Raw genomic sequence first — 22013 nt, 5'->3', positions numbered from 1 at the left:
GAAAGATGAAAAAGGATATAAAGTTAAAGGGACAACTGAAATTGTATATGCAATGGCCGGGAATTATGATTCTTTTCCTTATCCTGATGAATATCTGGATCTTCAGGATGGATCGAAAGGCCGGGCTGCTTATGAGTGCGTTTGTGCTGGTTTATGCAGTCGTCATTGGCATTATGTATTTTTACAATAAGTCTCTGATTCTGGCAGACATGGTAGAGTTTGCAGCGCAGTACGGGATTGTCCAGAATACACTTCTGAAGGAACTTTCGATTCCGTATGCGATTTTACTGGATGATGGAAAAATCATCTGGACGAACACACAGTTCCGGGAAGTCCTTGGGACGACTATCCGGAAGGATACCTATCTGAGTAAATATATTCCGGAGTTGAACCGGGGCGTATTTCCAAAGGAAGAGAATGAATCGGTAAGCCTGGAATTCAATTATCTTGACAGAGATTATCAGGCTGAGATCCAGTGCGTATCGGTCGAAGGTTTCAGTGAGACAGAGCAGCTTCTGGAGATACCGGAGGAAAAGGAATATTTTATTGCGATACATCTTCAGGATGTGACAGAGCTGAACCGATATATCCGGGCGAATGAAGAGCAGCGGCTGGTGGCCGGACTGGTTTATATTGATAACTATGAAGAGGTCATGGAAAGTGTCGAGGAAGTAAGGCAGTCTCTTCTGGTGGCATTGATCGACCGTAAGATCAACCAGTATATTGCGGATTTTTCCGGTATTGTGAAGAAGCTTGAGAAAGACAAATATTTTGTTGTAATTAAAAAAGAAAGCTTCAATCGAATGGAAAAAGACCGTTTTTCTTTACTTGATGAGGTAAAAGGAGTCAGTATCGGCAATCAGATTCCGGTTACACTAAGTATTGGGCTTGGACTCAGTACAGATACCTATGCTGCAGGATATAATTATGCCCGTATAGCGATCGATCTTGCACTTGCAAGAGGCGGAGATCAGGTAGTTGTGAAGAATAACAAGGGAATCAGCTATTATGGCGGAAAGCGTGAGCAGACTTCTAAGAATACCCGGGTAAAAGCAAGAGTAAAAGCAGAAGCACTCCGGGAGTTTATCACCGGAAAAGAGCGTGTGATCGTAATGGGACATAAGATGGCAGATGTGGATTCATTTGGTGCGGCAATCGGTATTTACCGGGCAGCAAGTGCGATGGAAAAGAAAGTCAATATTGTCCTGAACGATATTTCTGTGACACTCAGACCGCTTTATGAAGCATTTACTGATGATCCGAAGTATCCGGATGATCTGTTTGTGACTTCCCATGAGGCGGAGGAACTGGCAGATGACAATACAATGGTAGTTGTTGTTGACACCAATAAGCCAAAGATGACAGAATGTGAACGCCTGCTTCGTCTGACGAAGACGATTGCAGTTCTGGATCACCACAGACAGAGCGATGAAGTGATTGAGAATGCGGTTCTGTCGTATATTGAGCCATATGCTTCCTCGGCGTGTGAGATGGTAGCAGAGGTTCTTCAGTATATCGGCGATGATCTGCGTTTGAATTCCATGGAAGCGAACAGTATGTATGCAGGTATTCTGGTTGATACCAACAATTTCATGTCCAGAACAGGAGTCCGGACCTTTGAAGCAGCTGCGTACCTGAGAAGATGTGGCGCAGATGTTACTTATGTAAGAAAACTCCTCCGTGATGATATGGCATCTTACCGGGCAAAAGCTGCAGTAATCAGCAGTGCTGAGGTATATCGGGATGTATTTGCGATCGCGCGAGGCGAACATCTGGGAATTGAAAGTCCCACTATTATCGGAGCACAGGCGTCAAATGAGCTTCTCAATATTGAGGAGATCAAGGCTTCTTTTGTACTGACTGAATATAATGGTAAGATTTACATCAGTGCACGTTCCATTGATGAGATCAATGTACAGATCATTATGGAGCGGCTCGGCGGAGGCGGTCATATCAACACTGCCGGTGCCCAGTTCCCATATTCCGATATGGAAAGAGCGATTGAAACTCTGAAAAAGACAATCGATATTATGATAGAAGAAGGAGATATTTAAGATGAAAGTTATTTTATTGGAAGATGTAAAATCCCTTGGGAAAAAAGGCGAGGTTGTAAATGTAAGTGACGGATATGCAAGAAACTTCATTTTCAAAAAAAACCTTGGACTGGAAGCAAATGGAAAGAATTTAAATGACTTAAAGCTTCAGAAACAGAATGAAGAAAAGGTTGCACAGGAGCATCTGGAAGCAGCGCAGGAACTTGCAAAGAAATTAGAGGCAGCAAAAGTAGAACTCAAGATCAAGACCGGGGAAGGTGGAAGAACATTCGGTTCTGTGTCTTCAAAGGAAATTGCAATTGCAGTAAAAGAACAGCTTGGATATGATCTTGATAAGAAAAAGATCCAGATTAAAGAAGCGATCCGTACACCTGGAATGCATCTTGTACCGGTCAAACTTCACCAGAAAGTGACTGCTGAATTAAAAGTGCACGTTGGGGAAGCTTAGGAGGATCTGAGACATGGATGAAGCACTCATTAAGAGAGTACCGCCACACAGCATAGAGGCAGAGCAGTCTGTTGTCGGAGCGATGCTGATGGACCGGGATGCGATTACAGTAGCTGCCGAGATCATTTGTGGAGACGATTTTTATCAAAAGGCATATGGTGTAATTTTCGATTCAGTGGTAGAACTTTTTAATGAGGGAAAACCCGTTGACCTGATTACACTGCAGAACCGTCTGCGTGAAAAAGCTGTTCCGGAAGAGATCAGTAGTCTTGAATTTGTCCGGGATCTGGTAACAGCAGTTCCAACTTCGGCAAATGTAAAGTATTATGCTGAGATCGTCTCTGAAAAAGCAACGTTGAGGCGTCTGATCAAGATGAATGAAGCGATTGCGGATGAATGTTATCAGGGACAAGAGCCGCTGGAGGCGATCCTTGAAAGGACAGAGAAGCAGGTTTTTGAGCTGGTGCAGAACCGAGGAGGAAACGGTGAATATGTGCCGATCAAGCAGGTAGTGTTAAATGCCCTTGAGAAAATTGAGAAAGCATCTAAGAGTAAGGGAACTGTTACAGGAATTCCGACAGGATTTATTGACCTGGATTACAAGACATCCGGTCTGCAGCCCTCCGATCTGATCCTGGTCGCAGCCCGTCCTTCTATGGGTAAGACGGCGTTTGTACTGAACATTGCACAGCATGTGGCGTTTAAACAGAACCGTACAGTTGCCATATTCAGTCTGGAAATGTCAAAGGAACAGCTGGTAAACCGTCTGTTCTCGCTGGAATCCTATGTAGATGCACAGCTTTTAAGAACCGGTAATCTGAAGGATTCTGACTGGGAAAAGCTGATCGAAGGTGCCGGAACAATTGGAAGATCGAACCTGATCATTGATGATACACCGGGTATTTCGATTTCGGAAATGCGTTCCAAATGCAGAAAATATAAAATGGAACATAATCTTGAGCTGATTATCATCGACTACCTGCAGTTGATGAGCGGAAGTGTTGGTGGACGTAATGAGTCCCGTCAACAGGAAATTTCCGATATTTCCCGTTCCTTAAAAGCGCTTGCCCGAGAATTAAGTGTACCGGTCATTGCGCTGTCACAGCTGAGCCGTGCGGTTGAGCAGAGACCAGATCACAGACCGATGCTTTCTGATCTGCGTGAGTCCGGAGCAATCGAGCAGGATGCCGACGTGGTTATGTTCATTTATCGAGATGATTATTATAATAAGGATACGGAGCATGTCAATGAGGCAGAGATCATTATTGCCAAACAGAGAAACGGTCCGATTGGAACCGTAACGCTTACATGGCTTCCGCAGTACACGAAATTTGCCAATTCAGAACGAAAAGTTGTGGATGGGGAATGAGAAATTATGAAATGAAAAAGACAGGGAACAGAATCAAAACTGTTCGCTGTCTTTTGACTTTTATGTGGTTTCGCCAAATAATTTCCGCAGGTAATGTCCGGCGGCAGATTTTGAAGCTTCTTTCCGGAGCGCCTGCTGCTGACGAAGTAAATGATCAAGCTTTCGGTAACGGTCTTCTTCCAGGCGTTCTTTTGCCTGTAAAAGAAAATCCATTTCCTTTGTTACTTTTTCAGATACGGATTTGCCGATAGATCCCTCCAGGATCTGGTTGTTTTCCAAAAGAATTTTTCGGAGAGACTCTTCGAGCAGAGGCTGATAAACAGAAAGAGAAAGGTTGTCTGCTGTATAAACAGAAAGAGCCGGATCCTGGGGGGCAGCAACTTCGTTTATCGAAGCGGCAGCCTTTGGTGCATCCGATTTTCTGGCCTTCAGAAGTGCTTTTGTGCGAAGCATGTCCGGAAGGAGCTGTTTGATCTCCTTCAGGAGTAGTCCCTGTTCTTTGAGTTCTTTGATACAGCTAAAAAGCTGTATATCTTCTTCCGTATAGTGCCGATGTCCCATCTCAGTGCGTCCGATCGGAAGATCAAGCTCTTCCTCCCAGTAGCGAAGAACATGTGATTCTACGCCAACGTGTTTGGCAGCTTCTGAGATCATGTAATGAACGTCGCCCATACGATAACCCCCTTATTAAAATAAGTATGTGATATAGATTGAGTACAAGTCTATTGTAGCATAAGAAGAAGAGATGGAAAGAAAAATCGTTCGACAAATGTTGCAGAGGGAAGAATGTCAGATAGGATGATGCTTACTGGATCTGTATTTGGTTCAGACGTATACATAAAAAGAGACGATCTTCAGATGAAAATCGTCTCTTTCTTACTGTCTTATTCAATCTACGTGTTCTGATTACTCAGCGCTGATTGCTCCTGTAGGACATGCTGATTCGCAAGCGCCACAGTCAACACATGCAGAAGCATCGATCTGCATATGATCTGCACCCATAGAGATTGCTCCTACTGGACATTCGCTTTCGCAAGCTCCGCAGCTTACACATTCGTCTGAAATTACGTGTGCCATGATATGTATCCTCCTTATTATTATGAAAAAGTTAAAATCGATATGCCTTTCGCATAACTTTATTCTAATACAGAACTTGAAAATATACAAGAGGAATTTATGCTTAAAAATAGATACAATCGAGTTAGAAATGTCAAACTAATAGCGCGAAATGGGCATATCTTTGGTTAGGAATATAAAACCAAAAGGTTAGTAATATAAAACTTACAAATGAAACCAAAAAGAATTTATGAAATCTTAAGAAATTTTTCTACCTTTCCCGGGCGATTTGGTGTATAGTGGGTACTGTATCATTTTATAACCAATAATGAAACTGATTTTAAGATAGAGAAAGTGGAGTGGATTTATGAAAAAACGGTGGAGTATACTTTCGGCTGTACTTTGTGTGGCACTTTTGACTGGTGGATGTGGAACTGGAAGCAAGAATGATGCAGGTACAGGAAAAGAGCAGACATTCAGTCATGAGACAAGGGAAGAGAATGAGCATCAGAGTAACCTGGATGTTTTACAGCCATCTGCATATGGCAATGTGCAGGGACTGAATCTGGAGAAAGGAAGCTCGATTTCTATTATAGGAAGAGGAAGTTCTTCCGCATACTGGAAAGCTGTTCAGGAAGGTGCAAAGCAGGCGGTAGCGGATATTAATACAAACCTGGGATATAAAGGGAATGATAAAGTAAAGCTTGTTTATTCCGCGCCGGAGACAGAGAATGATGTAGATGATCAGGTAAATATTCTGGATGAGGAGCTTGCACGGTATCCGGTTGCGGTCGGGATCGCAGCAGTTGATTCAGGGGCATGTGAGGTTCAGTTTGATCTTGCTGCAGAGAATGGGATCCCGATCGTAGCATTTGATTCTGGGACCGATTATCAGAATATTGTATCCATGATTGATACAGATAATACAACTGCCGCTGCAACAGCAGCAAGTAAGCTGTGCAACAGTATCGGTGAGAGTGGTCAGATCCTTGTAATCGCACATGACTCCAAGTCTACTTCTTCTGAAGAAAGAGAGCAGGGATTTGTACAGGAAGTGGAAAAGAATGATCCGAATGTAACGGTTGCAGAGATCTGGCATCTGGATGATCTGGATGCGATCTCGAAAGAGATCAATGCAGATTCATCTGAAAAGAATTCCCAGGAGACTGCGGATAATGTGCAAAAAGCAGGGGAAGAGAACGCAGATAGCCGGGATACCCAGACGGCACAGCAGGATGCAATCAAGTATCTTCTTGAAAAGTATCCGGATGTAAAAGGAATTTTTGCAACCAATGAAACAGTAGCAGACCTTGTGGTGAATGTCCTGGACTCTATGGACAAAACAACAGGGGAAGACCGAATCAAGGTAGTGAGCTTTGACGGCGGAGAGGATCAGATGAAACTTCTGGAAGATGGGAAGATTGATGGGCTGATCGTTCAGAACCCATACGGAATCGGCTATGCAACGGTTGTTGCCTGCGCAAGAGCAGTGCTTGGTCAGGGAAATGAAGCAACGGTAAGTACCGGATATACCTGGGTTACAAAAGATAATATGAATAAAGATTCGATTAAGAAGATGCTTTATTAGTAAGAATAAATGTCTGAAATCTGTGGAAAATGGGTTTCAGACATTTTATATAAGAACGGTTGTGAGTGACATATTATTTATGCCGGCTACAACCGTTTCTTTTTATTTCATAGGAAATTCCAAAGGAACTTCCTATGAAATAAAAGGCACTGGGTGCCGGAGATGCGCACTCGCACGAAGATGAAGAATGTCGCAAGCGGGCTAGGCTCCGCTTCGGTCGTTGCTTAACGAGCGTCCCTGGCGCTCAGCAACGCGCTCGGCGCGAGAATGTGCTGCGGCACATTCTTTCTTATTGCTATTTTTTCGTCAGTGGAAGGGAGAAGATAAATTCTGTTCCAACTCCCTCGGTACTGATCACATTGATATTTTCATTGTGTGCCTGAATAATTTCTTTTACGATCGAAAGCCCAAGTCCGGTTCCTTTTTTGTCTTTTCCGCGGGAGAGATCGCTTTTGTAAAAACGTTCCCATATTTTGTTGATACTTGATTTCGGAATGCCAATTCCATAATCTTTGACGGAAGTATATACTTTGTCACCGCGCGGTGTGGTTTCAATCGTGATCGTAGACTCCGGATTGCTGAATTTGATAGCGTTGTCCAGCAGATTGTATAGAACCTGTTGGATTTTGTGCCGGTCAGCATGTACATACAGGGTACGAGTTGCCAGAAGAAGTTCGATAGAAATTTTTTTGGCAGTGCAGGTACCTTCGAAAGAAGCTGCTGTGTTACGGATCACTTCGTGAATATCAAAATCTGTTTTATCAAGAAGAAGATCCTTCGTATCAAATTCATTCAATGTCAGCAGATCGCGTGTAAGGTCAGTAAGACGTTCTGTTTCAAATAAGATGATATTTAAGTATTTGCCCTGCATTTCAGGTGGGATCGTGCCATCCGCCATGGCTTCAACATAGCCTTTGATGGAAGTCAGAGGAGAACGGAAATCATGGGATACATTTGCCACAAATTTCTTCTGGTAATCCTCCATATCTTTCAGTTGGGAAGACATGTAGTTGAGGGATGCGGAAAGATATCCTATCTCATCCTGCGTATTAACCGGGATGACAACATCCAGATTGCCGGAAGCATACTGCTTTGCTGCATTCGTAATCTTGACGAGCGGGCGGTAGATCAGAAAATGTACACCCAGCAAAATAATGAATGAGAGCACATAAATGATCAGAATCACGATATACGTGTTACGCATCAGGACAGAATGTGCGTCTGTGATCTGCGAGTAAGGCTTATGTACAAGCAGATATCCGTGGGTTGAAAAATTCTCTGTGACCGGAGCAATCACGGTGATCATTTCTGAATTGAAGTACCCGTGATAATCACCGGTCAGATAAGTGGAGCCGCCGGATTCGGCAGGATCAAAATTTTCAATCCGGGAAGGGGCATACGATACATCGCCGGATTTGGCAGATGCAAGTAAAGATCCCTCATTATCAACAAACCAGATATCTGAATTCAGATAATCGCTCATACCATTGAGCTGTGTATAAACATCTGCCAGAGCAATGGTTTTGGAAAAATAGTCCGGCAGATAATTGGATGCAAGCAGATTCGCCGACTGATACATATTGCCGGAAATGCTGCTTTCCAGATAGTGGGTTGTCAGTGTGGATGACAGGGATGCCACTGTAAAAATACTTAAAAATCCGAGAATAATATATAAGAGGATAAATTTAAGGTAAAGAGTACTTTTCATTACTTCACCTCAAATTTGTAACCGATTCCCCAGACGGTACTAAGTCCCCAGGAAGGATGATCCTTGATCTTCTCGCGCAGACGCTTAATATGAACATCAACGGTACGGGTGTCGCCGACATACTCATAGCCCCAGATCTGGTCAAGGAGCTGCTCGCGTGTGAATACCTGGTTTGGTGAAGAGGCGAGGAAATACAAAAGTTCCAGTTCTTTTGGCGGCATATCTACATTCTTACCATCAACGGTTACTGCGTAATTGGTAAGATTGATCTCGATTCCCGGATAGTCAACAACCTTTCCGCGGCTGGCGGCAGGAGTTTCTGGTTTGGCAGGCTGATAGCGTCTGAGTACCGCTTTTACTCTTGCGACAAGCTCCTTGGAATCGAATGGTTTTAAGACGTAATCATCGGCACCAAGCTCCAGACCGAGCACCTTGTCAAATACTTCTCCTTTTGCGGAAAGCATAATGATTGGGGTATTGTGCTTACTGCGGATCTCGCGACAGACCTGATAGCCATCGATGCCCGGAAGCATCAGGTCGAGCAGCATCAGGTTTGGCTGATAGGATTCAAATGCGGTAAGAGCTTCTTCCCCGTCGTGTACGATCATCGTATCGAAGCATTCCTTTGTAAGGTAGAGAGAAATCAGTTCTGCAATATTCTCGTCGTCATCTACAATTAAGATTTTCTGTTTAGTCACCATGATAGTTCCCCCAATGATTATTTGAATTCTACGATAGTTACACCGGCATCGCCCTCCCCGAAAGCTCCCAGCCGGAAGGATTTGATATGTTTCTGGCGGCGCAGATACTGATGGATCCCGTTCCTGAGTGCGCCGGTTCCTTTCCCGTGTACAATTCGTACCGGACTTAAGTGTGCGATATAGGCATCATCCAGATATTTGTCAAGTTCGGCAACTGCTTCATCGACTGTTTTGCCAAGAAGATTGATCTCTGGACTGACATGCATGGATTTGCCCATCTTCATCTTGCCACTGCTGGTTCTGCGCATCTGCTTTGCAGTAACCGTAAGCGGTTCTTCGATCAGTTCGAGATCGGAAATATTGACCTGTGACCGGAGAATACCCATCTGGACAAACAGGTTGCCTTTGGCATCTGGTAGTGAATTTACCGTTCCGGTCAGATTCATGCTCAGTACTTTTACAGAATCGCCCAGATGGAAATCGCTTGCCTTGTAAGCTTTGGAAGGTTTTTTCTTTTCCAGACGGTTTTTATTTTCAGTTTTGGAAAGCTGCTTGCGGATCCGTTCTCTTTCTTTTTCCATCTCGGAAGCGGAAATACTGGCTTTGCCGAATTTGCGGAAGTTCTTCATTGTCTCATCAGCAAAATCTTTGGCTTCCTGAACAATGTCGGTTGCTCTGGCATTTGCCTCACGAATGATCCGGTCGCGCTGTGTATCCAGCTTTTCCTGTTGGTTCTTGAGTTCGGACTTGAGACGCTCCATCTCGCGGCGGTAAGAAGCAACCTCTTCCCGCTCTTTTTCGATGGTCTTGCGGCTCTGTTCCAGATCAGTAAGGAGATCTTCAAAAGATTCATCCTCCTCGGTCAGATGCGTTTTGGCATCCTGGATGATATAATCCGGAAGGCCGAGTTTTTCGGAAATCGCGAAAGCATTACTTTTTCCAGGAATACCGATCAGAAGATGGTAAGTCGGGCTCAATGTCTCCACGTCAAATTCACAGCAGGCATTTTCTACTCCCGGAGTAGAAAGAGCAAATACCTTCAGTTCGCTGTAGTGTGTCGTTGCCATAGTGCGGATTCCACGGTTATGCAGATGTGACAGAATGGCGATAGCGAGTGCAGCACCCTCAGTCGGATCGGTTCCCGCACCAAGTTCATCGAAAAGGACTAATGAATTCTCATCCACATGATTTAGGAAAGAAACCACATTTGTCATGTGAGAAGAGAAGGTACTTAAAGACTGTTCAATACTCTGTTCGTCACCAATATCAGCATAAACCTGGTTAAATACAGCAAGTTCTGAACGGTCAAGTGCAGGAATGTGCAGACCTGCCTGACCCATCAGGGTAAAAAGCCCCACAGTCTTGAGGGAAACGGTCTTACCACCTGTGTTCGGACCGGTTATGACGAGAAGATCAAAGGTATCTCCAAGTGTCAGACTGATCGGAACAACTTTTTTACGGTCCAGAAGAGGGTGTCTTCCCTCACGGATCCGGATCCGGCCTTCGGTGTTAAAGACTGGGCGGCTGGCGTTCATATCCAGTGCCAGTGCACCTTTTGCAAAAGTAAAATCCAGTTCTACAAGTGCTTTGTAGTTCAGACGGATTTCTTCAATATATTCAGCTGCATCCACACTGAGGCGGGCAAGGATCACCTGGATTTCTTCCTGCTCCTGGGCATATAATTCTTTCAGATCATTGTTCAGTTTGACAACGGCCATCGGCTCAATGAAAAGTGTGGATCCGGTTGCTGACTGGTCATGGATCAGACCATTTACCTGGCTGCGGTATTCGGCTTTTACCGGGAGACAGTAACGGTCGCCACGCATGGTAATAATGGCATCCTGGAGATAGGTGCGCATGGAACCGTTCAAAAGTCCGGTCATGGTAGAATGGATCTTGTCATTCATGCCGTTAATACTGCGGCGGATCTGCTTTAATTTGCTGCTGGCATCATCGCTGATCTCATCTTCACCAAGAATGCAGCGGTCAATTTCGGCAGAAAGTGGTGTAAGCGGCGCAAGCTGTTCAAAATATACATCCAGACAATCTGCCTGATCGTCTGCATTTTCATGACGGCCGTAGGATTTGATCCGGGCGGTTGTCTGAAGAAGCTTGCCGATCCGGAGGAGTTCCGGTGCGCTTAAGGCACTTCCGATCTCCAGGCGCTTAAGAGAGTCGGAGACAGCATAGCAGCCGCTGAAAGAAGGAATTCCCTTCTTTACAATGCGGGTAAATGCTGCGGCAGTCTGTTCCTGTGCAGTGATGATTTTGTTAAGGTCGGTCATCGGCTTGATTCGCCTGCAGAATGAAGCTCCGCCAGGGGAAGAAGCGTGATCGGTCAGCATCTCTATAATTTTTGGAAATTCCAATTTTGTTAAAGATTTTTGATTCATAATACATTTATACCTCATATTTTGTCTGGTTCTATTCTAACTTATTTACCGTCTAAATGAAAGTGGAAAGGTGAAATTTCGTTGAACATTTGCGGGGAATCATGTATACTAAAACCAGGTGTGGCTGAAAGCACTCCGGAGGCCTAAGGAGAAGCACAATGTCTGATAATCGAGAGAATAAGCATAACGAAGAACCGCACGACAGTGAGGAAGAAAAATATTCGTTTTTGCAGGAAACAGTAAAAGATGAACAGCGAAGTAAAAAAGGAATCATGGGAAATCTGTGCAGGCTTGCAGGAAGAGGACTGATTTTTGGACTTGCAGCAGGCCTTGCGTTTTATGCCCTTCGCCCATGGGCGATGACACATCTGGGCGGAGAGAAGGTAACGATTCCGCTGGATCAGGAGGAAACTCCGGTTGAGAATGAGACGGATACCAAGGATCAGGAAGCACAGGAGGAAGAGATTCAGTATCCGGATCTGACTGTCGAAGATTATCAGGAGATGAACCATGCATTATACCAGGTGGCATTGTCAGCAGGAAAAAGTGTGGTTGAGATCTATGCCGTGCACCGGGATGAAGGCTGGGAGAATGCAGGGGAGCAGGCTGTATCGGGAGTTATTTTCTGGGATAATGGAGCAGATCTTTTGATTGCGGCACCGGCAAGAATTGTAAAAGATGCAGAAGCACTGAAAGCCACATTTTCAGACAATACTACATATAACGCAACTTTGAAAAAGCAGGACCGGAATCTTGGACTTGCGATCATTGCGATCAAGAGATCAGATCTGTCGGATAGTACGAGGAACCAGATCCAGACGGCGATGCTTGGTAATTCTAATGCAGTGAACCGTGGGGACGGCGTGATCGTTCTTGGTGAGCAGTTTGGATATGCAGGTGGTGTCGGATATGGGATCATCAGTTCCACCAGAAATTACCGGACAGTGGCGGACGGGCAGTACCGGCTGCTTGATACAGATATTGCAGGAAGTGAAAAAGGGAGCGGAATTCTGTTTAACACGGCGGGTGAAGTGATTGGAATCTGTGACCAGTCAGAACTGCAGAGAGACGGAAATCTTGTAAGTGCCTATGCGATTTCGGATATCAAGGAAGAGATCGAACTTCTGGCAAATGGACAGGGAGTTCCGTATATTGGCGTTCACGGAGTTGTAGTGACGGAGAAGCTTGCCGGCGAACAGGGAATCCCGAAAGGCATTTATGTCAGGGAAGTAGAGGCTGATTCGCCTGCGATGCAGGCTGGAATCCAGAATGGTGATGTGATCACAGAGATTAACAAGACAGATATCACCGGTATAACAGGACTTCATAAACAGATCGCAGAAGCCGGAACCGGTACACAGATCAGGATCAAAGGGCAGAGGCGTGGCGCAGATGGTTATGTCGATGTAACATTTGATGTGACAGTTGGAAGTAAAGAATAGATTTGCAGATAAAAAGCAACCATAAATTTAAAATATAAAGCAGGAAGAGGAATGACATGAGATATATTGAGACATTACACGAAGGCGAGACAATCAGAAATACGTATCTTTGCAAAGGGAAAAGAAGTGCGGAGACAAGGAACGGAAAACCATATGACAACCTGATCCTTCAGGACAAGACAGGAACTTTAGATGGAAAGATCTGGGATCCGAATTCAAATGGAATTGCAGATTACAGCGAAAAAGATTTTATTGAAGTTTACGGGGAGATCATCAGCTATAACGGCAATCTTCAGATGAACATCAAGCAGCTCCGTGTAGCAGACGAGGGAGAATACGATCCGGCGGATTATATGCCGACCAGCGAGAAAAGTGTGGATGGAATGTATGAAGAACTGATGCGTTATGGAAAGCAGGTGAAGAACCCGTATCTGCAGCAGGTGATCCGGTATTATTTTGTAAATGATGAACAGTTTATCAAGAGCTTCAAGGCACATTCTGCAGCAAAGAGTGTACATCATGGATTTGCCGGAGGACTTCTGGAGCACACATTAAGCGTAGTGAAATTCTGTGAATATATGGCAGGGGCATATCCGATCCTGAATAAGGATCTTCTGTATACAGCGGCAATGTGTCATGATATCGGAAAGACACAGGAACTTTCCCTGTTCCCGGATAATGATTATACCGATGATGGGCAGCTGCTCGGTCATATTGTGATCGGTGTGGAAATGCTGGATGATGCAATTCGTGAGATCCCGGATTTCCCAAAGAAGCTTGCCAGCGAATTAAAGCACTGTATCGTAGCGCATCACGGAGAACTCGAATACGGTTCGCCGAAGAAACCGGCGCTTGCTGAGGCAATGGCACTTAATTGTGCAGATAATGCTGATGCAAAGATGCAGACACTGACAGAGATTTTTAAGGCAAAAGATACAAAGGACTGGTTAGGTTATAACCGTCTGTTTGAATCTAACTTAAGAAAGACCAGTATCTAAGAGAAGTTCTGAAAGAAAGATGAGTATAAAAATGAAGAAAAATGACGTAGTGACGGTAGAAGTTACAGATATCGGAATCGGTGGTGAAGGAATCGGAAAGGTTGATGGATATACTCTGTTTATCAAGGATGCAGTCATCGGAGATACCGTTGAAGTAAAAGTAATGAAAGCAAAAAAGAACTACGGATATGCGAGATTAATGCGGATTGTAAAAGAATCCGCATTTCGTGTATCTGCACGCTGTCCGGAGGCAAGACGCTGTGGCGGATGCCAGATTCAGGAGATGGATTACCGGAAACAGCTGGAGTTTAAAAATACAAAAGTAAGAAATAACCTGATCCGTCTTGGCAGTGTGGAAGAAGAATTGCTGGATCAGATCATGGAGCCGATCGCAGGAATGGAGGAACCGTTCCGTTACCGGAATAAAGCACAGTTCCCGATCGGAGTGGATAAAGAAGGGAATCTGATTGCCGGATTCTATGCCGGAAGAACCCATCAGATCATCCCGGTTCCGAACAGGGACTGCGTACTTGGAGTACCGGAGAATAAAGTGATTCTGGATCAGATTCTGGACTATATGCGAAAAGAGAAGATTTCTGCATATGATGAGGAACGGCACAAAGGGCTGGTGCGTCATGTCCTGGTCCGGTATGGATTTACAACAAAAGAGATCATGGTTTGTCTGATCATTAACGGGGATAAGCTTCCCAGCAGTGAAAAATTGTTGGAAAAGCTGACAAAGATTCCGGGAATGACAAGTATTACTTATAATATCAATAAAGAAAAGACGAATGTGATCATGGGATCAAAGGTTTGTCCGCTCTGGGGACAGACGTATATCACCGATTATATCGGTAATGTCAAATACCAGATTTCACCGCTGTCTTTCTATCAGGTGAATCCGGTACAGACAGAGGTACTTTACGGAACCGCACTGGAATACGCCGGGCTTACTGGAAAAGAGACGGTTTGGGATGTGTATTGTGGTATCGGAACGATTTCCCTTTTCCTTGCGCAGAAAGCACAGAAAGTTTACGGCGTGGAAATCGTGCCGCAGGCAATTGAAGATGCAAAGCATAATGCTGAGATCAATGAGATTACAAACGCGGAGTTTTTTGTAGGAAAGGCAGAAGAAGTGCTGCCGGAGTATTATGCGGATTATGCAAAAGAGCATCCGGGAGAGCATGCGAGAGCGGATGTGATCGTAGTCGATCCACCGAGAAAAGGATGTGAGAGAAGCGTACTGGATACGATGGTTCAGATGGAGCCAGAGAGGATCGTATATGTGAGCTGCGATTCAGCGACTTTGGCTCGGGATGTGAAGTATCTGCGGGAGAATGGGTATGAGATCAGGAAGGTGAAGGCGACTGATATGTTTCCGATGAGTGTGCATGTTGAGACGGTTGTCTTGCTTTCCAAGGGTGAGGTCGACTCGAAAAAGATTCGGGTTGAGTTCTCTTTGGAAGATATGGATATGTCCGAATTTCAGGATGGGGCAACCTATCCGCAGATCAAGGAGTATGTGTTGGAGCATACCGGGTTAAAGGTGTCCAACCTCTATATCTCACAGATTAAACGAAAATGTGGGATTGGGGTTGGTAAGAACTATAATCTGCCGAAGTCCGAGGATTCCAGACAGCCCCAGTGTCCGCCGGAAAAAGAGAAAGCAATCCGAGAAGCATTCAAATATTTTGGGATGATCTAACATCCAGCAAAGTGGAGGTTTCTTATGGATAGGTTGATTTCTTGTGAGTTCAACATGGATAATGCCTGTGTGGAACTGAAATTCTTAGATGGCAGTATGATTGCTATTGATACAATAGCCGTGGAGAATGAGGTTTCCGACAATCTGTATCAGCGGTCAGAGCTGGACTATCTGATTTACAATGACCCGGTTGGATATGCAGACTTGATCTTGAACGGTGATCCCGAAATTTATCTAAAAACTGTAACTGAATGTAAACCCTTAGATTAAAACTCAGCCCTCTGCCTTTTCCTTGGCAGAGGGCCGTTTTTTGCTTAACAGTTATTGAGCATCCCTTAATTGCTCTACAACACTGCATTTCGCTGCGTTGTCATACATCATGCAGGGGATCAGCCACCCCAGCAGAAGAAATACCGGAATTGTCAGCAGGACAGGCAGAATGGTGAATCGATACTCAAAGAACCAGAACATACTTCCCAGCATTTTTCCTGCAAGAGGTCCCACCGCCAGCGACAGAATAAAGGCCGCCGATACGGAGGACATTGCGTAAAACAATCCCTCGTAGATCAGCATGGTTTTGAGCTGCCGGTTCGTCATTCCTACAGCCTGAAGCACAGCAAATTCACGGCGGCGGGAAAGAATACTGGTCATCATGGCGTTGAAGAAATTTAAGAGTCCCACCAGCCCGATGATAGCACAGAGGATACCACCTACCAGAAGGAACATCTGCCGGAACTGAGCAAACTCAGAGCGAGCCGTGGCCTTGCTTTCATACATCAAGGGTGAAAACTCACCGGCAGTGAGCTTCGATAGATATTGCTCTGCTTCGGCCTCGTCTGCGTCGTCTGCTGTGTCGAACAGGTAGAGCATCGGAATGGCCGCACCGCCGCTGTCCCTCTGTGCGGTATCCACAGACAAAACTGTCTCATATCCAATACCGCCATAACGATAACTCATGGAATACGGAAGCTCTACCAAGGCGCAGACCGTGTACTCTACATCTCTGGCTCCATACAGTTTTTCCTGAAAGTACTCCTCCGGTGTATCTTCGGTGCGGAGTTCCCCGGTGCGGCTGTCGATATATTTCACATCGTCCGCATAGGTGGCGGTGATCGTGTCTCCCACCTTGGGGTAGTATTCAGGATTGGGCAGATTACCGTAGTCATCTAAGGAAACCGCAATGGCAATAGCGTTATTGTTTGGCTCCAGCATAGGAGAAATATCTCCGTCGAACACTTGCAGCTTGTCAAACAGGCTGTTATCCAGAGCCTCGATTCTGGTATCTCCCATCACCATATCGCCCCGGTGCTCCATGCGGCTCATATGGCTGTCCAACTGCTCAGCACTTTCGTACCTTGCATAGTCCTGCCGCAGAGCATCCTCCGTCATCCAAAGATATACGGGTTTTCGCACAGCATATCCCGTGCCGGAAAGACTGGACTTTGTGTTTGCTGCGATCTCTTCGATCTGTTCCGGCGTGATGAATTCATCTGCCGGGTTGTAACGGAAATAGTCGGGCGTGCTGACGATAAAATCGGCGCAGGTCATGAAGGATACATACTTCTCCATGCTGAAGCCGCCCACAAAGGCACACAGTGCATTGAACAGCGTCACCGACAGTGCCAGAGACACCACCACCAGCACCGTCTTTTTTTTGTTTCGTCCCAGATTGGCAAAGGCCATCTGATGGAGCTTCGCTCCCCGGGTGCTGCGCTGTTTTTTCTTGGTCTGCATCGCATCTGTATATTTGGTAGCCTCCACCGGAGAAACCCTGGCTGCCATTTTCCCGGGCTTGGAGCAGGACAAAAGCACCGTCAGCAGGGCAAACAGCACGGAGCCAACAAAGATCACAGGCGAAGTGCTGATGGTGGTGATGCCTGCATCCAACTGGGTGGAGCGCAAGACAACAGGCACCAGAACAGCGCCAATGCCATAGCCCAACAGCAGCCCCGCCGGAATGCCGATCAGACAAAGCAGAAGTGCCTGCTGGCGAATGATGCGTTTGAGCTGCCGGGGCGTTGTGCCAATGGTTTTCAGAAGCCCGTAAAACCGGATATCCCCCGCAACAGAGATCTGGAAAATGTTATAGATGATAAGATACCCGGTGAAAATCACCAGCAGCAAAAAAGCTGCTATGGCGATCACAAGTTCCGGATCGAGCTGCGACTCCAACTGGGATGAGGTATATCCCCAGTTGACGCCGATCCGGACGCTGTTGGGATCGGTATAGCTGTCCCATGTGTAGCCGAGATCGGTATCCACCTGCTCCATCTGCCCTTGAATGTTTGTGCTGGAAGCCATCATGACATTCAGGTCAGTGCGGAAGGGCTGTAAACCTGTTTTCACTGCCTGCGCTTCGATATCATCTGCGTAATCACGGCTGATGTTGATGTAATGAACAGGCATTAGTTCATCATAGTCCCAATAGCCCACCAGCGTAAAGGTATCTGTTACAGTAAAGGCGGTTTGATCCTTGTCCGTGATGGAATAGGAAATCGTGACCTCTGCGCCCAGTTCCGGCGTCACGCCAAGCAGCTGCAACGCTGCCGTATCCATGGTCACCTCTTTGCCGCTTTCGGGCATCCGTCCGGTAGTAGGGGTGGCATAGCTCCATTTGGTGCAGTTGGCATCCATGTAGCTGATCTCTGCCGGCGTTTTGGAAAAGACACCATCCGCAGTGATGCCGATCACCTTCCGTGCCCCCGCAGACTTTACCTTCGGGTGGGCGGCGATACGTTCCGCCTGCTCGGGGGAAACATCCTTAAAGGTGCCGTGTGCATAGCCGCCTACCTGCCGAAACTGGTAGGTTTCATAGCTGGCGTTCAACGACAAGACAATGGTGAACATGGACGTAAATAGCAGCGTTGTTAGCGCAATGGCAAAAATGGCGATCAGATTGCGGCGGCGGTTCGCATAAAGAGATTTTAAGCTGAGCTTCCGAATACATTTTCTGTTTTTGACATTCATCGTAGCCACCTCCCGTTAGTTCTGGGAGACGATCCGACCATCTTCGATACGGATAATGCGGTCTGCCATCTGCGCAATTTCTTCGTTGTGAGTGATCATTACGATTGTCTGGGCGAACTTTTGACTGGTGACTTTCAAAAGGCTCAATACATCCTGGCTGGTTTTGGAATCCAGATTGCCGGTGGGTTCATCTGCCAGAATGATAGCGGGTGCTGCCGCCAGCGCACGGGCAATGGCTACTCGCTGCTGTTGACCGCCTGAGAGCTGATTGGGCAGCGCATCCAGACGATCATCCAGCCCAAGTGTCTGTACAATCTGCTGTACGAAATCCTTGTTGACCTTGCCACCGTCCAGCTCAATGGGTAGAACGATATTTTCATACACATTCAGCACCGGAACAAGATTATATGCTTGGAACACAAAGCCGATTTTCCTGCGGCGGAAGATGGTCAGCGCTTCCTCCTTCAGGGAGAAAATATCCTGTCCGTCCACCATGACCGTGCCACTTGTAGGGCGATCCAGCCCGCCCAGCATGTGCAGCAGCGTGGATTTGCCGGAGCCGGATGTGCCGACAATTGCAACAAATTCGCCCTTCTTTACACTTAAATCAACTCCATCCAACGCATGAACTGCGTTATTGCCGGAGCCATAAATCTTTTTCAGGTCTTTTGCCTGTAAAACATCCATAAATGAGTACCTCCATGAAAAAATCTGTATGTATGAAAGGAAATCATCCTTTGATACATACAGATTATCGCATAGGAATCTTTCCACATTCTTTCCGGCGGAAAATGAAATCTAACAGTTTTGATAGAATTGTTGTTATTTCGGCAGAAATATGGAAAACGTACTTCCTTCTCCCGGAACGGAAGCAATCTTGATATAACCTCCCTCGCCTGATATGATCTGTCGGGCAAGGTATAAGCCGATGCCGACCCCTTCCTGCTCCTGAACCGCCTTTGAGCGGTAAAAGCGAGCAAATATCTTCGCTTGCTCAGTTTCCGGTATGCCTGAACCGGTATCCGATATATCGATCCTTGCAAACATTTCGTAACTTACGGCAGAAATCCTGATTGTGCCATGCTCTGTATATTTGATGGCATTGTCTACGATATTCGCCAGCGCTTCCGCTGTCCATTTGAAGTCGAATACAGCAAAAGCATCGGTATCCTGCAGTCGCAAAGACAATCCTTTTTCAGAAGCCTTGGCGGCATATTGTTCTACTACGCTTTCAAGCAGCGGCTGTAGCGCTGCTTGCTGAGGGGTGAGTGAAATGATCCCATTTTCCAGTCTGGAAAGCTTTACGAGAGAATCGATCAAAAATCGCAGCTTTTCCGATTGTTTGTACAGCGCCTCCACATTTGCCTTCGCCGATGCAGGCAGAGTTTCCTCCTTCAGAAGCTCGCTGTATAACAGCAGGTTTGCAATCGGCGTTTTTGTCTGGTGCGAGATGTCCGCAATCAAGGTTTTGATTTTGTCTTTTTCCTGCGCTACATTTCGAGAAGATGCTTCTGCTGCGGAAAGATAGTGTGCAAACTTTGTTTCCAAAGCAGACAGCCGGCTTTCGTCAAAATTGGTTTCAGAAAAGGAGCCGGTCATGGCAGCGTCCAGCATCCTTTCGATTTCTTCCATCGTTTTTCTGGTCTTTCTCCGCTCCCATAACACAATAGCTGCCGCCGCCAGAAAACACAGCAGTATGATCACAATACCGGTTTTATTCATCTTTTGTCACCCAGCTATAACCGATTCCATAGACGGTTTTAATGTATTTCTGTGCACCAAGCTTATCCCTCAGACGCTTGATCGTAACAGACAAAGCATTTTCATCCACATATTCTGCGCCATCTGTCCAGATCCGGTCGACAAGGTCTCCACGGGTCATGGTTCGACCACGATTTTCAACAAGCAGACGCAGTAATTTTTGTTCTGTTTTGCTCAATTCCACTTTTGAATCTCCCACATAAAAGGTCATAGCCTCAAAGTCAAAGTGAAATAGATCCATATGGAACGGCGCATTTTTATGGTTTGACGCTTGCTTTCGCAGTTGGGTATTCACCCTTGCCCGCAAAACCGAAAGAGAAAAGGGCTTGGTAATGTAATCATCAGCGCCCCTCTCCAGTCCGTCTACGATGTCCAGATCGGTGTCATTGGCAGTCAGCAGAATAACAGGAATATAGGGTGTGTTTTCCTTGACCTCCCGGAGCAGCTCGAGCCCGCTGCCATCCGGCAGATTGATATCCAGCAGGATCAGGGATACACTCCCGCAAAGCAATTGTTCTCTTGCCGCTTTTAGATCATGGCAGGATATAATCTGACGGCCATCTGCTTTCAGCGCTTTGCATAAGCCTTGATTCAAACCGATATCATCTTCAATAATCAATAATTGTTCCATGTATCTCACTCCTTCGTTATTCAAATGCCACCATCGTTTCCTTGGGCAATTTTTCGTTCTCACAGTTCAGAAGATAGGCTACGGCCTTGTTCGCAAAGCGGTTGGTTTTTATCGTATCCCAATCGGCAAGGCGAATGATCTCTGCCGTACCATTCTCAAAATCAAATGAAATCTCGCCCCATTCGCCGTCGCAGTCTGCCTGATATTCGTAGATTGCGGCGGCGATTTTCTTTTTTCGCTTGATCTTGGATTTCTGTTTTAGCCGGACTGCATGGATTGCGCCCTCGGCAACCAACAATTCCGTCAACTTGTCCACTGCTTTTCGGTAGGCTCGTTCTGCACCGCTGGCTGTACTGCCCTCAAACATAACCGCCAGTTCTTCAAAGGTGGGGCGGTTCTTCCATGAGCCAACTCGCCCACAGGTCATGCAAATTGCTAACCGTTTTTCGAGCAAGGTCTGTTCCCGGTAATTCAGTTTCTCAAATGCCCGCTGCACCTTTTCTGCCTGTATGCCGTTCCAGAGGATATCGGTATAGTTCCAGCTATCGTCAAGGGCTACATCCTCGCCTGTTTCTTCGCCGTCCTCGTCTGTGACATAGAAAGGCTGCTGATTGCGGATTCCACGGACAACTTTCAGATATTCTTCCGCAAGGGCAAGATCGCAGTTGTATTTCTTGGAAAATTCGTTGACCGCATCCTTGGTATTGTGGTACAGCCAAGCCATTGACCGCACCATTTTGTAATTGGTCAGAGAGGACACCGACCATTTTTCTTCGCCCATGCGAAAACGGAGCATAGCATCCCGGATGAACGGGAAAATGTATGTAGCATACTCTGCACCCTTGGCAAGGTCATAGTCCATCAGCTTTTGGAGCATTTGCTCCCGGCAGGAGAGCTTTATATCTATAAATCGGTCTGTGTCATACAGATCGCCGCCATCCACACCGAGAAAGTCTTTGATGCGCTTGTTAAGCTGCGGCTCGTAGTGGTGTAGGAAGAATGAGAAATATATCAAATTCTTTTCCTGCAAGGCAGACAGGATATATTCGTTCAGATTGCCCACCGCTGGAGGCTCCGGTTCCAGTTGAAAGATGCGCTCTGCCGCATAAGGAATGATGCCGTCACCGTGCGGATTGACAGCGTGTTTTGGTATGTATCCGGTCATGTCCCATGAAAAATCACTCAGCATAGC

18 protein-coding genes are annotated in these 22013 nt (G+C 46.0%); 8 read left to right on the top strand and 10 right to left on the bottom strand.

Going from position 1 to position 22013, the window contains the following annotated elements; translation table 11 throughout:
- The first annotated feature begins 5 nt into the window (after nucleotides 1–5).
- Genes PGR14_RS05070 through dnaB form a run of 3 tightly spaced genes read left to right on the top strand, consistent with a single transcriptional unit; the run spans nucleotide 6 to nucleotide 3871 of the window.
- A complete protein-coding gene (locus PGR14_RS05070) occupies nucleotides 6–2054 on the top strand; it encodes a DHH family phosphoesterase (RefSeq protein WP_118199541.1) in 2049 nt (682 codons plus the stop codon).
- A gap of 1 nt (nucleotide 2055) precedes the next feature.
- Nucleotides 2056–2502 carry a 50S ribosomal protein L9 gene (rplI, locus tag PGR14_RS05065; RefSeq protein WP_008368899.1) on the top strand — a complete coding sequence of 149 codons (447 nt, stop codon included), beginning with the start codon at nucleotides 2056–2058 and terminating at the stop codon, nucleotides 2500–2502.
- Nucleotides 2503–2515: 13 nt separating this feature from the next.
- A complete protein-coding gene (dnaB, locus tag PGR14_RS05060; protein WP_055155539.1) occupies nucleotides 2516–3871 on the top strand; it encodes a replicative DNA helicase in 1356 nt (451 codons plus the stop codon).
- A gap of 60 nt (nucleotides 3872–3931) precedes the next feature.
- Here the strand turns inward: dnaB and PGR14_RS05055 are convergent, their stop codons facing one another.
- Both PGR14_RS05055 and PGR14_RS05050 read right to left on the bottom strand, forming a co-directional pair.
- Entirely contained in the window at nucleotides 3932–4543 is a 612-nt protein-coding gene (locus tag PGR14_RS05055; RefSeq protein ID WP_055155538.1) for a helix-turn-helix domain-containing protein, read from the bottom strand.
- 234 nt (nucleotides 4544–4777) lie between these two features.
- Entirely contained in the window at nucleotides 4778–4948 is a 171-nt protein-coding gene (locus tag PGR14_RS05050; protein WP_008368888.1) for a DUF362 domain-containing protein, read from the bottom strand.
- A gap of 346 nt (nucleotides 4949–5294) precedes the next feature.
- Here PGR14_RS05050 and PGR14_RS05045 point away from each other — a divergent pair, with 346 nt between their 5' ends.
- Nucleotides 5295–6515, top strand: coding sequence for a substrate-binding domain-containing protein (locus tag PGR14_RS05045; protein WP_270223093.1), 1221 nt, complete (start codon nucleotides 5295–5297; stop codon nucleotides 6513–6515).
- A gap of 295 nt (nucleotides 6516–6810) precedes the next feature.
- Here PGR14_RS05045 and PGR14_RS05040 read toward each other — a convergent pair whose 3' ends face one another.
- Genes PGR14_RS05040 through PGR14_RS05030 form a run of 3 tightly spaced genes read right to left on the bottom strand, consistent with a single transcriptional unit; the run spans nucleotide 6811 to nucleotide 11317 of the window.
- Nucleotides 6811–8223, bottom strand: coding sequence for a sensor histidine kinase (locus PGR14_RS05040; protein WP_055297415.1), 1413 nt, complete (start codon nucleotides 8221–8223; stop codon nucleotides 6811–6813).
- Nucleotides 8223–8924 (bottom strand): response regulator transcription factor, encoded by a 702-nt coding sequence (locus PGR14_RS05035; protein ID WP_008368880.1) that lies wholly within the window; start codon nucleotides 8922–8924, stop codon nucleotides 8223–8225. Before PGR14_RS05035 ends, PGR14_RS05040 begins: the two co-directional genes overlap by 1 nt.
- 17 nt (nucleotides 8925–8941) lie before the next feature.
- Nucleotides 8942–11317, bottom strand: a complete 2376-nt coding sequence (locus PGR14_RS05030) for an endonuclease MutS2 (RefSeq protein WP_055155536.1) — start codon at nucleotides 11315–11317, stop codon at nucleotides 8942–8944.
- Nucleotides 11318–11475: 158 nt separating this feature from the next.
- Between PGR14_RS05030 and PGR14_RS05025 the strand changes: the two genes are divergently transcribed.
- The 4 genes from PGR14_RS05025 to PGR14_RS05010 are packed head-to-tail and all read left to right on the top strand — an operon-like array spanning nucleotide 11476 to nucleotide 15732.
- Nucleotides 11476–12759, top strand: a complete 1284-nt coding sequence (locus PGR14_RS05025; protein ID WP_055155535.1) for a S1C family serine protease — start codon at nucleotides 11476–11478, stop codon at nucleotides 12757–12759.
- 56 nt (nucleotides 12760–12815) lie between these two features.
- Nucleotides 12816–13757 carry a 3'-5' exoribonuclease YhaM family protein gene (locus PGR14_RS05020; protein ID WP_008368874.1) on the top strand — a complete coding sequence of 314 codons (942 nt, stop codon included), beginning with the start codon at nucleotides 12816–12818 and terminating at the stop codon, nucleotides 13755–13757.
- Nucleotides 13758–13788: 31 nt separating this feature from the next.
- Entirely contained in the window at nucleotides 13789–15462 is a 1674-nt protein-coding gene (rlmD, locus tag PGR14_RS05015; RefSeq protein WP_270223092.1) for a 23S rRNA (uracil(1939)-C(5))-methyltransferase RlmD, read from the top strand.
- Between the two features lie 24 nt (nucleotides 15463–15486).
- Nucleotides 15487–15732, top strand: coding sequence for a DUF6061 family protein (locus PGR14_RS05010; RefSeq protein ID WP_118219184.1), 246 nt, complete (start codon nucleotides 15487–15489; stop codon nucleotides 15730–15732).
- A 51-nt stretch (nucleotides 15733–15783) separates the two neighbouring features.
- Here the strand turns inward: PGR14_RS05010 and PGR14_RS05005 are convergent, their stop codons facing one another.
- The 5 genes from PGR14_RS05005 to PGR14_RS04985 form a co-directional block, all read right to left on the bottom strand.
- Nucleotides 15784–18429 carry an ABC transporter permease gene (locus tag PGR14_RS05005; RefSeq protein WP_118219181.1) on the bottom strand — a complete coding sequence of 882 codons (2646 nt, stop codon included), beginning with the start codon at nucleotides 18427–18429 and terminating at the stop codon, nucleotides 15784–15786.
- A gap of 15 nt (nucleotides 18430–18444) precedes the next feature.
- A complete protein-coding gene (locus PGR14_RS05000) occupies nucleotides 18445–19116 on the bottom strand; it encodes an ABC transporter ATP-binding protein (protein ID WP_118225235.1) in 672 nt (223 codons plus the stop codon).
- A gap of 135 nt (nucleotides 19117–19251) precedes the next feature.
- Nucleotides 19252–20061, bottom strand: a complete 810-nt coding sequence (locus tag PGR14_RS04995) for a sensor histidine kinase (protein ID WP_330663434.1) — start codon at nucleotides 20059–20061, stop codon at nucleotides 19252–19254.
- 82 nt (nucleotides 20062–20143) lie between these two features.
- On the bottom strand, nucleotides 20144–20821 hold the full coding sequence (locus PGR14_RS04990) for a response regulator transcription factor (protein WP_118219448.1): 678 nt from the start codon (nucleotides 20819–20821) through the stop codon (nucleotides 20144–20146).
- 16 nt (nucleotides 20822–20837) lie between these two features.
- A complete protein-coding gene (locus PGR14_RS04985) occupies nucleotides 20838–22010 on the bottom strand; it encodes a hypothetical protein (protein WP_117598362.1) in 1173 nt (390 codons plus the stop codon).
- Between the last annotated feature and the right edge of the window lie 3 nt (nucleotides 22011–22013).

It is taken from the genome of Coprococcus sp. AF99-45 (assembly GCF_027663865.1).
Lineage (GTDB): Bacteria > Bacillota > Clostridia > Lachnospirales > Lachnospiraceae > Allocoprococcus > Allocoprococcus comes.
The sequence above is the reverse complement of the archived record's forward strand: the minus strand, read 5'-3'. Positions and strand labels throughout refer to the sequence as shown.

What these genes read in the sequence shown, in the direction of transcription:
- PGR14_RS05005 (WP_118219181.1), bottom strand. Translation starts at nt 18,429, where the DNA reads ATGAATGTCAAAAACAGAAAATGTATTCGGAAGCTCAGCTTAAAATCT.
- PGR14_RS05055 (WP_055155538.1), bottom strand. Translation starts at nt 4,543, where the DNA reads ATGGGCGACGTTCATTACATGATCTCAGAAGCTGCCAAACACGTTGGC.
- PGR14_RS04990 (WP_118219448.1), bottom strand. Translation starts at nt 20,821, where the DNA reads ATGGAACAATTATTGATTATTGAAGATGATATCGGTTTGAATCAAGGC.
- PGR14_RS05050 (WP_008368888.1), bottom strand. Translation starts at nt 4,948, where the DNA reads ATGGCACACGTAATTTCAGACGAATGTGTAAGCTGCGGAGCTTGCGAA.
- PGR14_RS04985 (WP_117598362.1), bottom strand. Translation starts at nt 22,010, where the DNA reads ATGCTGAGTGATTTTTCATGGGACATGACCGGATACATACCAAAACAC.
- rlmD (WP_270223092.1), top strand. Translation starts at nt 13,789, where the DNA reads ATGAAGAAAAATGACGTAGTGACGGTAGAAGTTACAGATATCGGAATC.
- PGR14_RS05070 (WP_118199541.1), top strand. Translation starts at nt 6, where the DNA reads ATGAAAAAGGATATAAAGTTAAAGGGACAACTGAAATTGTATATGCAA.
- PGR14_RS04995 (WP_330663434.1), bottom strand. Translation starts at nt 20,061, where the DNA reads ATGGAAGAAATCGAAAGGATGCTGGACGCTGCCATGACCGGCTCCTTT.
- PGR14_RS05030 (WP_055155536.1), bottom strand. Translation starts at nt 11,317, where the DNA reads ATGAATCAAAAATCTTTAACAAAATTGGAATTTCCAAAAATTATAGAG.
- PGR14_RS05025 (WP_055155535.1), top strand. Translation starts at nt 11,476, where the DNA reads ATGTCTGATAATCGAGAGAATAAGCATAACGAAGAACCGCACGACAGT.
- PGR14_RS05020 (WP_008368874.1), top strand. Translation starts at nt 12,816, where the DNA reads ATGAGATATATTGAGACATTACACGAAGGCGAGACAATCAGAAATACG.
- rplI (WP_008368899.1), top strand. Translation starts at nt 2,056, where the DNA reads ATGAAAGTTATTTTATTGGAAGATGTAAAATCCCTTGGGAAAAAAGGC.
- PGR14_RS05045 (WP_270223093.1), top strand. Translation starts at nt 5,295, where the DNA reads ATGAAAAAACGGTGGAGTATACTTTCGGCTGTACTTTGTGTGGCACTT.
- PGR14_RS05040 (WP_055297415.1), bottom strand. Translation starts at nt 8,223, where the DNA reads ATGAAAAGTACTCTTTACCTTAAATTTATCCTCTTATATATTATTCTC.
- PGR14_RS05010 (WP_118219184.1), top strand. Translation starts at nt 15,487, where the DNA reads ATGGATAGGTTGATTTCTTGTGAGTTCAACATGGATAATGCCTGTGTG.
- dnaB (WP_055155539.1), top strand. Translation starts at nt 2,516, where the DNA reads ATGGATGAAGCACTCATTAAGAGAGTACCGCCACACAGCATAGAGGCA.
- PGR14_RS05035 (WP_008368880.1), bottom strand. Translation starts at nt 8,924, where the DNA reads ATGGTGACTAAACAGAAAATCTTAATTGTAGATGACGACGAGAATATT.
- PGR14_RS05000 (WP_118225235.1), bottom strand. Translation starts at nt 19,116, where the DNA reads ATGGATGTTTTACAGGCAAAAGACCTGAAAAAGATTTATGGCTCCGGC.